This is a genomic window from Halobacillus sp. B23F22_1, from assembly GCF_043497005.1.
Classification (GTDB): Bacteria; Bacillota; Bacilli; order Bacillales; family Halobacillaceae; genus Halobacillus_A.
Map to the genome: position 1 here is coordinate 110,292 of NZ_JBIEKE010000003.1, position 12,275 is coordinate 122,566.

Here is a 12,275-nt window from a genome sequence, read left to right on the forward strand (position 1 = left end):
ATTACTCCTCCTCCTGAAAGTGTTCCATCAATGTCGCCATATCTTTATCTCCGCGTCCTGAGAGATTGATAAGAATCGTCTGATCAGAAGACATGTCTCCAGCTTCTTTAAATGCCTGGGCTAAAGCGTGTGCACTTTCTATGGCCGGAATAATTCCTTCTTGCTCCGTTAACAGCTTCAGTGCATCTAAAGCTTCTTTATCTGTAATCGATTCATAACGGACTTTTTTAGACTGAAAAAGGTGCGCGTGCTCGGGTCCTATACCAGGATAATCCAGACCCGCAGAAATGGAGTAGGGCTCTGTAATTTGGCCGTTCTCATCCTGCATTAAATACGTCATGGAGCCGTGAATGACGCCTGGAGTCCCTTTGGTTAAGGTGGCTGCGTGTTCTGGGGTATCAATCCCTTTTCCTGCTGCTTCTACTCCGATCAACTCAGAAGAATCTTCTAAGAATGGGTAAAAGATGCCCATTGCATTACTTCCTCCGCCTACGCAAGCATAGATACGGTCAGGCAGTTCATCTTCTACTTCTAAAAACTGCTTCTTCGACTCGTCGCCGATCACACGTTGGAAATCCCGCACCATACGTGGATAAGGATGAGGACCTACGACAGATCCAATTAAATAGAAATGGTCTTCGCAATTCGCTACCCAGTACCGAATCGCTTCGTTCGTTGCGTCTTTTAATGTTCCGTTCCCACTGGACACAGAGATCACTTCTGCACCTAACAGCTTCATCCGAAAGACGTTAAGCTCCTGACGGCGAATGTCTTCTTCGCCCATAAACACTTTACATTCCAATCCGAACTTAGCAGCTACAGTGGCCGAAGCGACTCCGTGCTGACCTGCTCCAGTTTCTGCAATGATTTTCTTTTTGCCCATGCGTTTCGCTAATAAACCTTGGCCAATCGCATTATTAAGCTTATGAGCGCCTGTATGGTTTAAGTCTTCACGCTTCAAGTAAACCTTCGCGCCTCCTAGATGCTCACTCAGCTGATCAGCGTAGCTTAAAGATGTCGGGCGGCCCGCATATTCTTTTAGTACGTGATGATATTCATCTACAAATGCTTGATCGTTCATAGCTTCATCGAGCGCTGCTTCCAGCTCTTGTAAAGGTCCCATTAACGTTTCAGGGACGTATTTTCCGCCAAAATCTCCAAACCGCCCTTTCATATCAGGAAATACTTGCAACATGTCGGCCCACCTCTTTCATGATCGCTTGAATTTTATATAGATCTTTCTGTTCGTTTGTTTCAATACCGCTGGAAATATCAACGCCTTCTGGTTCATGATCGAGAAGTTGATCGATATTCTCCGGCGTAATTCCTCCTGCAATAAAGCAAGTAACGTTTTGTTCATTCGATACGCGCACATAATCTTCCACTGTGCTCCAATCGAAGCTTACCCCGGTGCCGCCATGTGCACCTTTTACTTTAGAATCGATAACATATCCGTCCGCTACTCCTTTAAAAACTTCCATTTGCTCCAGTGCACCTTCACTATGATGGACCACTTTCCATACGGGCAGGCCAAAGGCTTCTTTGATTTTTAATATCTCAGAAACAGTTTCGCTGCCGTGAAGCTGAATCACATCCAGAGAGACAAAGGTGAGGACTTCTTCTAATTGTTCGACGGTTGGATTTACGAATACTCCAACCAGCTTCTGCTTAGGCTGCGTTTGGCGAATCCACTGCCCTACGCGTTCAGGGCGGACATACCGTTTCGTTCTTCTTACAAAAATAAACCCAAGGTGTGTGGCATTTGAGCTGGCACTCTTTTCCACATCACCAGCCGAACGATTTCCACACAGTTTGACTAAAGGTTCACGCATTATACGTTCACCCCGTTTACTAAATCCTTCACCGCTTTTTTAATATTGTTTTGGCGCATCAATGACTCCCCGACTAATACTGCATGCGCCCCATAGTCGACTACTTTCTCAATATCTTCATACGTGAAGATGCCGCTTTCTGATACGAGCAGTGATTCGTTTGGTGCCTGTTTTGCCATTCTTTCCGTTTGCTCAAGCTTCGTTTCAAACGTATGAAGGTTGCGGTTGTTAATACCTAGTACTTCTGGGGTGAATTCCTTCAATACACCTTCTAATACACCTTCACTGTGAACTTCTACAAGTACTTCTAATCCAGATTCATACGCTTGAAGGTATAATTCGTTCAGCTTCTTCGGTTCCAGCGCTTCTCCAATTAGAAGAATAGCATCAGCTCCCATCAGCTTACTTTCTTCCACCTGCAGCGGATCAATAATGAAATCCTTACGCATCACAGGAACTTGTACAAACTTTTTAATGTCTGTTAAAAAGTCACGATGTCCCTGGAAGAAATGCTGATCGGTTAAAACAGAAATCGCTTCTGCACCAGCGTCATTATATTGCTTACCCACCATCACGTGATTAAAGTCATCACGAATAATTCCTTTTGAAGGGGAAGCTTTTTTTACTTCAGCGATAAGTCCTGCTTTATTTGGTGTTTTTCGCAAAGAGTCAACAAAAGAATAATGTTCAACTTCTGCTGCTTCCGGTAAATAGAGTCGTTCAATTTCTTGTTGTTTAATCGCTAAAATGGTATCAAGCATACTGACGTCGCTCCCTTTCTTCCTGAATCGATGTGAAATAATTATACACTGTACCGCTCTCAATCGCTTGCTGCACGCACTCTACGCCTTCGCGTAGATCTGCTGCTTTTCCGGCAACATATAACCCTGCCGCTGCATTCATCGTCACAATTGTCATTGCACTTTCATTAGCTGAACCTCGTAATACTTGTTCAATAATACGCGCACTATCATCGGTTGTATTAATTTGAATATCCTTTAATTCCCCACTCTTTAATCCTAAATCTTCTGGCGTAAGAGTAAAGCGTGTAATTTCTCCATCCTTAAGCTCGACAATATCTGTTCCACCAGTGATCGTGATTTCATCGAGTCCATCACGGCCGGTCACAAGAAGAACGTGCTTGGAGCCTAACTTGTTCAGGGTTTCGGCCATCTTTTCAGCGTAAGCCGTGTCATAAATGCCGATAAGCTGACGTTTGGCATTTGCCGGATTAGACATGGGGCCTAATAAATTAAAGACCGTACGAAAGCCAAGTTCCTGACGGGCCGGCCCTGCGTGCTTCATCGCTTGATGATAATTAGGGGCGAACATAAAGGTCATTCCTTTTTCAGCAATTGCTTTCGCTCCCTCTGCTGGTGTTGTATCAATTGGGATGCCTAATGTTTCTAACACATCAGCACTTCCACTTTTTGAAGACACTTTACGATTGCCGTGTTTAGCTACTTTCACATCCATAGACGCCAGAATAATCGACACAGCTGTAGATATGTTAAAAGTCGAACTGCCATCTCCACCAGTACCGCACGTATCTACAATATCGTCATGCTCTACGTCCAGCTTCGTCATATTGGCACGCATGGCACGCACAAATCCTGTCATTTCTTCTACCGTTTCTCCACGATGACGTATAACAGATAATAAACTCATCAACTGTCCCGTCGTCACGTTGCCCTGCATAATCTCATTCATCACTTCATAGGCAGCGTCTTCCGTTAACGTTTTACCTTCTACTACTTCGCTTAAAATGTTTTTCATTTCGTCTCGACTCCTTCTCTGCTCTTCTCAAATGCTTGCTCAGCTATCTCTATCGTGCGTTTTAAGGCACTTGCTTTATTAATCGTTTCTTGATATTCGGATTCTGGATCTGAATCAGCGACCACTCCTGCTCCTGCTTGAACGTAAACTTGGTCCCCTACTTTTGTCATCGTTCGAATCGTAATACAAGAGTCTATATTTCCATCAAACCCTAAATAAACGACGCCGCCGCCGTATAAATGACGAGGGGTTGGTTCTAATTCTCGCAAAATCTGCATCGCGCGGATCTTAGGTGCACCGGACAAAGTTCCTGCAGGATAAGCGGAAATCAAGGCATCTATTGGTGATACACCTTCTTTCAACTGACCCGTTACTTTACTAATGATATGCATCACTTTGGAGAAACGGCCGATGGTCATATAATCGAATACCTTCACCGTTCCAAAATCAGCTACACGGCCCATGTCGTTCCTTGCTAAGTCAACGAGCATACGGTGTTCGGCTTGTTCTTTTTCATCGGCTAAGAGTTCTTCCGCCAGTGCATCGTCTTCTTCCTTTGTAGCTCCTCTTTTTCTCGTTCCGGCTATGGGATGAATCTCAAGTTCTCCGTCCTGAACTTCGAGCAGGCGCTCAGGTGAGCTTCCCATCACTTCTACATCTTTAAAATGCAAATAAAACATATAAGGTGATGGATTCACTTTCCTTAAAATACGGTAAAGCTCAAAACCGCTGCGTTCTGTTCTCGTTTGAAAACGCTGGGAGAGCACTGCTTGAAAAATGTCCCCTGCTAAAATGTACTCTTTAATTTTTTCAACATCTCGTTTGAAATCTTCTTTTTTATAATTACTAATGAGCTCAATGGAGTAGTCAGATGACTCGTCCGTAAGCATGAGATCAGGCAAGAAACTATTTTCTTTCAAGCGCTGGCTTACGTTCTGCAGCCGGCTGACAGCTTCGTTATATTTGCGCTCCGGAGTATCTCCGTTGATCCGGGAAAACGTTAAAATTGTCGTTTCTTTCGTTTTATGATTGTACGCAATTAACGTTTGGCAGAATAGTAAATGATAATTAGAAAGATCGATATGATCGGTTTCTGCGTAAGGGACTGGCTCATAATCTGAAATCGCATCATATGCGATATAACCTACAGCTCCTCCTTTAAACGGGAGCGGAACTTCAGCCTGTTTAACGTTTAGGTCATCTACTGTCTGTTCGAAAGCTTCTTTAAAGGATCCCGCTGTCCCGCTTTTATCATGGTGAAAGTCTTCAATTATAAAAGATCCTTCTACCTGTTTCACTTCTATCATTGGATCTAAACCAATGAATGAGAAATTAGACCATGGCGATTCAGGGTCTTGGCTTTCCAGCATATATACCGCTTCATCACGTAACGCATGAAACATATGAATCGGTGTTAAAGTGTCTGTATAAAAGGACTGGGTAACTGGAATCGTGTGGTACTCCTTCGCATCCTGAAGGAATGATTCCTTTGTTGTTAAACTCATTTGCGCTCACCTCTCCATAATTCATTATGGAAAATGAGACGTTGAGGGGTTATATGTGGGATGAAAAAGGTAGTAAAAAATTGACTAAGGCCATCTGACAGCTCCTTCGTCCGTCGATTCCTCAGTTCACTCAGCTCATCCTTCTTCCTCAACTCATCTAATCTCATTCTCTACTCGTACTCTTTAGACTTTCAAACAGTGTATAAAATTCTGATAATAATGTCAACAACCAAACGAAAAGGAAAAATTACATAATGGTGGGTAAAAGCTTTTTTGACTACTTAAATAAAACGAAACCTTAAAGGACATCGAACGTACTTATACTGAAGGAGGGATAAAATGATTTTATTATCGCAGTCTGCTGCTCAGTTTTTTAATGACAATATCGCCTTATTAGCTCCCATTATTATTATTCAACTGATATTAGTTGTAACCGCTCTAGTCAGTCTCGCAAAAACTCAATACACAAACGGACCAAAATGGCTTTGGGTACTCATCATACTTTTCTTTAACATTCTCGGTCCTATTGCTTACTTCATCTTCGGAAGGGATGATTAACCTATGCTTCAGACCAATGAACTGACAAAAACATTTGGGAAAGACACAGTAGTGAATGCTGTCTCTTTCGAACTCAAATCAGAAACTTGCGTAGCACTTCTAGGCCCTAATGGGGCGGGTAAAACAACTACGTTACGCATGATGGCCGGACTAATTCATCCTACGAGTGGTTCGATTAACATAGCCGGCCAAACCAACGATATTCGCCAGCTGATTGGCTACCTCCCACAGCATCCTCAATTTCATACGTGGATGACAGGAAAAGAATTTTTAGTCTATGTGGGAAGGCTGTCAAACTTAACTAAACCCGTCGCTCATGACCGTGCAGATCAGTTATTAGACAGAGTAGGACTATGGGAGGCAGGAAACAAACGAATAGGTAAATATTCTGGCGGCATGAAACAACGTCTCGGAATTGCGCAAGCAATGATTCATCAGCCGAAACTGTTAATGCTTGATGAACCTGTCTCAGCTTTAGATCCGATTGGACGTCGAGACGTTCTTAATTTAATGGAAGAACTAAAGCAAGAAACAACCCTCCTCTTCTCCACTCATATTCTCAATGACGCAGAAGAAGCAAGTGATCACCTTTTATTAATGAACGATGGCCATATCATAGAGTCAGGGTCTTTTGAGGAAGTAAGACGCCGGCATGCCATTAATAAAATTGTTATTCGCTTTGATGATCCTGATTCTTCCTCCTACATTGAGAGTCTTAGAAGTCTTACGTGTGTTAATCGTTTGGAGACGAAAAAGGGAGAGATTCACTTATTTGTGGATGATCTGGCTGCGGCCCGGCAGTCGATCATCAATGCAGCCGCTGAGTCTCATTGGCCGCTGATCCATTTTGAGGTAGGGAAGATGTCACTAGAAGAGTTATTTATGAAGGTGGTGGGGCTGCATGCAGTGGCTGACCGTATTTAACCGCGAATCTTTAGAATCCTGGAGGAATTTTAAATGGATCTGGGTTCCTCTCGTTTTTATTCTATTAGGACTGATGGACCCGCTCACAACGTATTACATGCCGCAGATTCTTGATGCCGTCGGTGGTCTTCCTGAAGGTGCCGTTATTGATATCCCTTCTCCCCCTGCAGCTGAGGTGCTTATGATGAGCATAGGACAGTTTAATATGCTTGGTATAGCTATTATTGTATTAATTTCTATGGGAACAATTGCCGGAGAACGGAAAAGCGGTGTAGCTGAACTCATTCTTGTTAAGCCTATTCGCTATTTTACTTACGTTACGGCAAAGTGGATGAATTATTCATTGATTTGCGTAACGGCTGTATCAGCGGGCATGTTTTTCAGCTGGTATTACGTCTCTCTTTTATTTGAAAGAATACCATTTAGTCATGTACTGACAGCTGCTGCTTTTTACAGCTTGTGGGTTATTTTTATCGTTACCGTGAATATCTTGATGAACACTTTAGTGAAAGTTCCAGGTGTAGTAGCTTTCCTAACTATTGCATTTCTAATCGTCCTTCAGATCATTGGCCAAATCTTTCAGCATGCAGCGAATTGGGTCCCTTCTCTAATCACATCCTACATAAGTGAAGTTCTTACCACAGGACAAGTACCAAAAGAGCTTTGGGGCACTTCGCTCGTTACCGTCGGATTGATTATCACTCTTTTAATCATGGCTGGCTATACATTGAAAAATAAGGAAGTTGTTTAACTTATGGTTCACTAACACACAATCAGGGTAAGAAATGGATAGCACGTTAAAAAGGAGAGATTTTGTGAAACCGACTGCATTAATTACCGGTGCCTCCGGCGGAATAGGGTATGAACTAGCCCACTTATTTGCTAAAGCCGGCTATGAACTAATCGTAGTAGCCCGCTCAGAAATCAAACTTAAGCAATTAAAATCAGAATTAAATGATCATCCGGTAACCGTGATTGCGGAAGATTTATCTCACCCTAATGGAGCAGAGAATATTTATCATAAAGTAAAAAAAGACGGAAAAACTGTAGAAGTATTAGTCAACAATGCAGGTTTTGGATTGAATGGAACCTTTGAAGAACTTACATTAAAGGAACAAAAAAACATGCTGCAAGTGAACGTTCATGCTTTAACTGAACTTACTCATTACTTTTTACCGGATATAAAAAAAGCACCTTTATTAAATATTCCAAAAGGAGTGCTGAACGTAGCGAGCGTGGCTGCTTTCCAGCCAGGTCCACGCATGGCCGTATACTATGCTTCTAAGGCTTATGTACTTTCCTTTACTGAAGCTCTCCGCGAAGAACTTAAAGGCACAGGGGTCACGGCAGCCACCCTTTGCCCAGGTGCTACCGACACCAACTTCTTTAAAAATGCAAACGCAGAGGATACAAAGCTGGTTAAACGTATGATGACAACAAAAGAAGTAGCTGATGAAGGGTTTTTAGGTTTCATTAAAGGAAAAAGGGTCATCATACCAGGTGCGCTCAATCGTTCTATGGCCTTTACCACCAAGCTCATCCCTCGTTCTGTTGCTGCCAGACTGGCTCATTATATGGATTCCTAAACTACAAGCTCCGTCTTGCAACTAAGACGGAGCTTGTTTTATAAATTATACAAATTCTTCAGCAGATTTCCTAAATCCGTAAAATGTTCTGAAGCTCTTTTGTGAATAATAGCCTTCTGATTCACTTGTGGCTAATAGTTCCACTCGTGTACTAGGATAACAATTGTGTGCTTCCTCGATTAGTCGTTGCCCTAAGTCGTGGCCTCGATGATCACTGCGAATCAATAGTTCACACACGAACAAACTGACAGCCCCGTCCGTAAGGCCCCTTAAATAACCTATGACTTCATCATTTTTTGTAAGTACAAGGGCTGGCTCAGAATTAATCCAGCCATGGAAGGTTTCATCTTTCTTCTCGACTAACTGATGCCACCCTTCCTGTTTATTCAACTCATGGATCGCATCAAAATCATTAAGCTGAAACGAACGAACGGAAATCTCACTCATCTGCTTCATTCCCCTCACAATTTATTTTCTCCTTAAAGATAACGAACCAATGGTGACTTTCGTTTCACAATTCCGCAATTTCACACCTAAAAGAAGAACATATGCTAAAATAAATGTTTGGAAGATACCTAGCACCATTTAGGAGTGACTTATTATGCAAAAATTGATCGCTGCGTTATTGGTATCCATAACGTTCTTCATAGCTGGATGCTCATCTGGAGAAGATATATCTTTAGCTACCTTAAAAGAGAATCATCCAGAATCATTCGGCAAACCTGTCGAGGATTCTTTAACAAAAGAAGAACAAGAAGCACTGGGCCTGCCTGCTGAACTCCCTTTTAATTTGGAAAGTGTGGAAGCCTCTGCTGAAGAGCATGAAGTTGAAGTGGATTATATGTCTAAGGATGCTGACCGACTGACCGTGACGACCGTTTACAACCCTGAGAATAATCTGCAGGAAGCTGATACTCGAATGACATTGGACTCCGGGGCTATTGCAGGGGTTACAGAACGTGATGCTTCTGTTTTTTTTGAATGGTATGATGATGAAGAGAATGTTATTTATCAAATGGCTTATTCTCCAATGGATGATGATAATCGTTTAGAAGATGCGCTCGAGATCGCCAATTCCATCTAAAAATACATCCAAAAGCCTGTGAGATTATATACTCACAGGCTTTTATATTATTATATCAGGCCGATATCCAGTCTCCAGGAAGTACTTGGTCGCTTGCTGAATATTCATAAATGATTTTACTCCTTCGAGCTGAATCCCGTTTTTAGTAAATTGCATAACAACTTGAGGACGTAAACCAGCCAGCACAACTTCAATTCCAAGCAGCTGAAGATTCATTACTAAATTTTTAAGTAAAACAGCCCAGTCGTTATTTATGTCAGTTATGCCAGAAAACTGAATCGCCAGCCTGCTGATATTCTGGTTACGGCATTGTTCGGGTACTCGATCAAGAAGAATATATTTTTGTTCCTCTCGCAAAATTGGCTGTAAAGGAAGTAAAGCGTAACCTTTAGCAATGGGTACAACATTTGCTGTCATCTCTTCAATCATGCGTACCAATTCCTTTTCCTCTTCGGCTGCTTTAGTTTGATCGAATATTCTTGTGATCACATACATCTCACCTTCGTGTTCGAAGTGCTTCGTGTATACTTTTAATATCATTTCATTTCCTCGCCAAGGGTAATGAAGACGCTCTACATTTAATTCTCTTTTCTCTGTAATTGAGTGGATTGTAATTTGTTTAGACTTTTCTTCGCAAGGAAACAAATCTTTTAAGCTCCTGCCAATTAATTCTTCGTTATGAAGATCGAACATGTGAAGATAAGCCGGATTCACATAAGCAACCACAAAATCATTTCTCGTAACTATGACACCCTCATCTAATAAATCAACCGCATGTTTAAGAAGCATGCCCCGCCCCCCTAAGTCGGAATATTCTTACTATTCATTATGGAGGTTCTTGTCAAAAAAGCAATAAAAAATAAGAAAAAGCACCTTTTATAATAAAAGGTGCTCAGCTTGTATAGAAACCTTAATTTTCTCTTTTACCTCGGCAATGTAAACACTTCTCGCATTAGAAAGAGAAAAGGGTTTTAGGAAACGACTCCCTTTCCATGGACGAATGGTGTGCCTCCTCGGGCTTATATCCCTCCGGGGTCACACCTTATTCGTATCTCCCATAGGAGTCTCGCCGTTTCCTAAAACCCTTTTTCGAGATAGATCACTGGAAAAACCACTTAATCAAGCTGTGTCCTTATGAAAACAGAGTTTGCAGCTTGGCATACACTTCACGATTCCATGGATTTTTTTAGTGGACTCGCGGAAAGCGGCGCTTTTTTCTTTCCTTTTCTTCATACTAATAGGAATGAACTCACCTATAATCAAACCCCTCTAAGCTTTTTCCACAGTCTGAGCACCTTTTATAGTAAAAGGTGCTTTTAAACGCCTTCAAGATCAGGCTCATTCTTATGCTCTCTTTGTTTCCTGACTATTTCTACATGCCTTAAATTTCCCAGATGATCAAAATCGATCGCCAAAATATCTCCCGGCTGGGCAAACTCGATCAGCCGTTCTTTAAAAACCATCAGTTTATTTCCTACTCGTTCTGTCTCAATCAGTATGGCGTTCATCCCTTCGTAACGATCAAGTGTATACGTATTCATGATGACACATCCTTTTTAAAATATGGCCAAATTTCCGACAATTTACTTTCTAGTTTGACAATTCCCTTCTTATAAAAAATTAAACGTAAAGTAATAAACAATGCTAGACAAAAGCAAATTATGATGTTAAGTTATAACTAACGACCGTTAGTTAGCTCAGATGATAGAGGTGAGACATATATGACTGAACAACGAATTATAGACGCAAGTCTCGAGTGCTTTGCTTACTCAGGCTATCAGAATACAAGCCTTGCAGACATCGCAGATAAAGTAGGAATTAAAAAACCTTCTCTCTATAACCATTTTTCAAGTAAAGAAGCCATTTTCTTAAGGGTTTTAGATGAAGTAGCACAGAGAGAATTAAATCATTTAAAAGGATTTACAGAGTATACGAAGGATCGTTCGATAAAAGAACAAATTCACGAAGTATTTAACTTGTATGTAGAACATATGTCTTATTCAACGGAAGGATCTTTCTTTAAACGTTTCACCTTTTTCCCACCGGAAGAGTTCGCCGATGAGATTCATCAAGTATTTATTCGTACAGAAGAACAAGTGATTAAAATTATCGGCCCCATTTTTCAAAAAGGAATTGATTTAGGAGTCATTCGTCCACTTCACTTGAATGAATTGACTTCTACATTTTATACAATTATTGATGGATTATTTTTAGAAGAAAATTTTTACAACCGAGCTACCCTTGTCGAAAGGCAGAGAGCAAGTTTTAAAATTTTCTGGCTTGGAATTCAAGCAGCGAGTCAGGAGGAGTAAAGAATGGCATGGGTTTATTTATTAATTGGTGCAGTATTTGAGGTAGGCTGGGCAATTGGTCTTAAGCTCTCCGAAGGGTTCTCCAGACCTTTCGTCTCAGTGGCGACAGTTATTTTTATTTTTATAAGTTTCTATTTTTTCACAAAAGCATTACGTTTAGTGGATATCGGCACCGGCTACGCTCTATTTACAGGCCTCGGTGCAGCAGGTACCGCCGTAATCGGAATGACATTTCTTGGTGACGAAGCAGGCACTGGGAAGGTCTTTTTTATTGTACTTTTAATTGTAGGCGTGATTGGACTGAAACTTTCTGATGGAGAAAAAGAATCGGTTCACACCGTTCAGGAGGGGTAACGATGGCTTGGATGTTTTTAATTATAGCAGGTATGGGTGAAATGATGGGGATGTTTTTCTTGAAGCTTTCTGATGGACTTAGCAAGTTAAAACCCAGCTTGTTTGCTTTGCTTTCTGGTGGCTTAAGCTTTTACTTCTTGTCCTTATCTTTAAAGGAACTGCCCATAGGTACAGCTTATGGGATATGGACCGGAATCGGTTCAGCCGGCACTGTACTTCTAGGGATATTTTTTTTCAAAGAGCAAGTCAATATGAAAAGAATCTTCTTCGTGACATGCATAATCACTGGGGTTATTGGCCTAAAACTTGTTTCTTAATTTTTTTGGAAAAAATATCTGTTCTTC

16 protein-coding genes are annotated in these 12,275 nt (G+C 41.4%); 8 read left to right on the plus strand and 8 right to left on the minus strand.

Translation table 11 applies throughout. From position 1 onward, the window contains the following. Window position 1: 1 nt before the first annotated feature. The 5 genes from trpB to trpE are packed head-to-tail and all read right to left on the minus strand — an operon-like array spanning window position 2 to window position 5,113. The gene (gene trpB, locus ACGTNH_RS15625; protein WP_394587859.1) at window positions 2–1,195 is read right to left on the minus strand and encodes a tryptophan synthase subunit beta; all 1,194 of its coding nucleotides are present in this window, start codon (window positions 1,193–1,195) and stop codon (window positions 2–4) included. Beyond that, entirely contained in the window at window positions 1,176–1,832 is a 657-nt protein-coding gene (locus tag ACGTNH_RS15630; RefSeq protein ID WP_394587860.1) for a phosphoribosylanthranilate isomerase, read from the minus strand. Before ACGTNH_RS15630 ends, trpB begins: the two co-directional genes overlap by 20 nt. Then, window positions 1,832–2,593, minus strand: coding sequence for an indole-3-glycerol phosphate synthase TrpC (gene trpC / locus ACGTNH_RS15635; RefSeq protein ID WP_394587861.1), 762 nt, complete (start codon window positions 2,591–2,593; stop codon window positions 1,832–1,834). The genes ACGTNH_RS15630 and trpC overlap by 1 nt, the downstream gene beginning before the upstream one ends. Then, window positions 2,586–3,608: an anthranilate phosphoribosyltransferase gene (gene trpD, locus ACGTNH_RS15640; protein WP_394587862.1), complete on the minus strand. Its 1,023-nt coding sequence runs from the start codon at window positions 3,606–3,608 to the stop codon at window positions 2,586–2,588. The genes trpC and trpD overlap by 8 nt, the downstream gene beginning before the upstream one ends. Then, on the minus strand, window positions 3,605–5,113 hold the full coding sequence (trpE, locus tag ACGTNH_RS15645) for an anthranilate synthase component I (protein WP_394587863.1): 1,509 nt from the start codon (window positions 5,111–5,113) through the stop codon (window positions 3,605–3,607). The genes trpD and trpE overlap by 4 nt, the downstream gene beginning before the upstream one ends. Before the next feature lie 339 nt (window positions 5,114–5,452). Between trpE and ACGTNH_RS15650 the strand changes: the two genes are divergently transcribed. From ACGTNH_RS15650 to ACGTNH_RS15665, 4 genes are all read left to right on the plus strand, one after another. Further along, the gene (locus tag ACGTNH_RS15650) at window positions 5,453–5,671 is read left to right on the plus strand and encodes a PLD nuclease N-terminal domain-containing protein (RefSeq protein ID WP_188377770.1); all 219 of its coding nucleotides are present in this window, start codon (window positions 5,453–5,455) and stop codon (window positions 5,669–5,671) included. A 3-nt stretch (window positions 5,672–5,674) separates the two neighbouring features. Next, on the plus strand, window positions 5,675–6,595 hold the full coding sequence (locus ACGTNH_RS15655) for an ABC transporter ATP-binding protein (RefSeq protein ID WP_394587865.1): 921 nt from the start codon (window positions 5,675–5,677) through the stop codon (window positions 6,593–6,595). After that, window positions 6,573–7,346: an ABC transporter permease gene (locus ACGTNH_RS15660; RefSeq protein WP_394587866.1), complete on the plus strand. Its 774-nt coding sequence runs from the start codon at window positions 6,573–6,575 to the stop codon at window positions 7,344–7,346. The genes ACGTNH_RS15655 and ACGTNH_RS15660 overlap by 23 nt, the downstream gene beginning before the upstream one ends. 64 nt (window positions 7,347–7,410) lie before the next feature. Continuing rightward, on the plus strand, window positions 7,411–8,181 hold the full coding sequence (locus ACGTNH_RS15665) for an SDR family NAD(P)-dependent oxidoreductase (RefSeq protein ID WP_394587867.1): 771 nt from the start codon (window positions 7,411–7,413) through the stop codon (window positions 8,179–8,181). A 45-nt stretch (window positions 8,182–8,226) separates the two neighbouring features. Here the strand turns inward: ACGTNH_RS15665 and ACGTNH_RS15670 are convergent, their stop codons facing one another. Continuing rightward, window positions 8,227–8,628 (minus strand): GNAT family N-acetyltransferase, encoded by a 402-nt coding sequence (locus ACGTNH_RS15670; RefSeq protein ID WP_394587868.1) that lies wholly within the window; start codon window positions 8,626–8,628, stop codon window positions 8,227–8,229. 154 nt (window positions 8,629–8,782) lie between these two features. Between ACGTNH_RS15670 and ACGTNH_RS15675 the strand changes: the two genes are divergently transcribed. Further along, complete coding sequence (locus ACGTNH_RS15675) at window positions 8,783–9,265, plus strand: hypothetical protein (RefSeq protein ID WP_394587869.1); 483 nt, start codon at window positions 8,783–8,785, stop codon at window positions 9,263–9,265. Window positions 9,266–9,307: 42 nt separating this feature from the next. Here ACGTNH_RS15675 and ACGTNH_RS15680 read toward each other — a convergent pair whose 3' ends face one another. Then, window positions 9,308–10,054 (minus strand): PAS domain-containing protein, encoded by a 747-nt coding sequence (locus ACGTNH_RS15680; protein WP_394587870.1) that lies wholly within the window; start codon window positions 10,052–10,054, stop codon window positions 9,308–9,310. 527 nt (window positions 10,055–10,581) lie between these two features. Next, complete coding sequence (locus tag ACGTNH_RS15685; RefSeq protein WP_394587871.1) at window positions 10,582–10,806, minus strand: hypothetical protein; 225 nt, start codon at window positions 10,804–10,806, stop codon at window positions 10,582–10,584. A 180-nt stretch (window positions 10,807–10,986) separates the two neighbouring features. Here ACGTNH_RS15685 and ACGTNH_RS15690 point away from each other — a divergent pair, with 180 nt between their 5' ends. Genes ACGTNH_RS15690 through ACGTNH_RS15700 form a run of 3 tightly spaced genes read left to right on the plus strand, consistent with a single transcriptional unit; the run spans window position 10,987 to window position 12,248 of the window. Further along, window positions 10,987–11,577: a TetR/AcrR family transcriptional regulator gene (locus tag ACGTNH_RS15690; protein WP_394587872.1), complete on the plus strand. Its 591-nt coding sequence runs from the start codon at window positions 10,987–10,989 to the stop codon at window positions 11,575–11,577. Window positions 11,578–11,580: 3 nt separating this feature from the next. Then, complete coding sequence (locus ACGTNH_RS15695) at window positions 11,581–11,931, plus strand: DMT family transporter (RefSeq protein ID WP_394587874.1); 351 nt, start codon at window positions 11,581–11,583, stop codon at window positions 11,929–11,931. Window positions 11,932–11,933: 2 nt separating this feature from the next. Then, window positions 11,934–12,248, plus strand: coding sequence for a DMT family transporter (locus ACGTNH_RS15700; protein WP_394587875.1), 315 nt, complete (start codon window positions 11,934–11,936; stop codon window positions 12,246–12,248). Window positions 12,249–12,275 lie beyond the last annotated feature (27 nt).

Excerpts from the sequence above, each read along its gene's own strand:
- trpE (WP_394587863.1), bottom strand. The coding sequence starts at position 5,113 with ATGAGTTTAACAACAAAGGAATCATTCCTTCAGGATGCGAAGGAGTAC.
- ACGTNH_RS15670 (WP_394587868.1), bottom strand. The coding sequence starts at position 8,628 with ATGAGTGAGATTTCCGTTCGTTCGTTTCAGCTTAATGATTTTGATGCG.
- ACGTNH_RS15680 (WP_394587870.1), bottom strand. The coding sequence starts at position 10,054 with ATGCTTCTTAAACATGCGGTTGATTTATTAGATGAGGGTGTCATAGTT.
- ACGTNH_RS15660 (WP_394587866.1), top strand. The coding sequence starts at position 6,573 with ATGCAGTGGCTGACCGTATTTAACCGCGAATCTTTAGAATCCTGGAGG.
- trpD (WP_394587862.1), bottom strand. The coding sequence starts at position 3,608 with ATGAAAAACATTTTAAGCGAAGTAGTAGAAGGTAAAACGTTAACGGAA.
- ACGTNH_RS15690 (WP_394587872.1), top strand. The coding sequence starts at position 10,987 with ATGACTGAACAACGAATTATAGACGCAAGTCTCGAGTGCTTTGCTTAC.
- ACGTNH_RS15655 (WP_394587865.1), top strand. The coding sequence starts at position 5,675 with ATGCTTCAGACCAATGAACTGACAAAAACATTTGGGAAAGACACAGTA.
- trpC (WP_394587861.1), bottom strand. The coding sequence starts at position 2,593 with ATGCTTGATACCATTTTAGCGATTAAACAACAAGAAATTGAACGACTC.
- ACGTNH_RS15695 (WP_394587874.1), top strand. The coding sequence starts at position 11,581 with ATGGCATGGGTTTATTTATTAATTGGTGCAGTATTTGAGGTAGGCTGG.
- ACGTNH_RS15700 (WP_394587875.1), top strand. The coding sequence starts at position 11,934 with ATGGCTTGGATGTTTTTAATTATAGCAGGTATGGGTGAAATGATGGGG.
- ACGTNH_RS15685 (WP_394587871.1), bottom strand. The coding sequence starts at position 10,806 with ATGAATACGTATACACTTGATCGTTACGAAGGGATGAACGCCATACTG.
- ACGTNH_RS15630 (WP_394587860.1), bottom strand. The coding sequence starts at position 1,832 with ATGCGTGAACCTTTAGTCAAACTGTGTGGAAATCGTTCGGCTGGTGAT.
- ACGTNH_RS15650 (WP_188377770.1), top strand. The coding sequence starts at position 5,453 with ATGATTTTATTATCGCAGTCTGCTGCTCAGTTTTTTAATGACAATATC.
- trpB (WP_394587859.1), bottom strand. The coding sequence starts at position 1,195 with ATGTTGCAAGTATTTCCTGATATGAAAGGGCGGTTTGGAGATTTTGGC.
- ACGTNH_RS15675 (WP_394587869.1), top strand. The coding sequence starts at position 8,783 with ATGCAAAAATTGATCGCTGCGTTATTGGTATCCATAACGTTCTTCATA.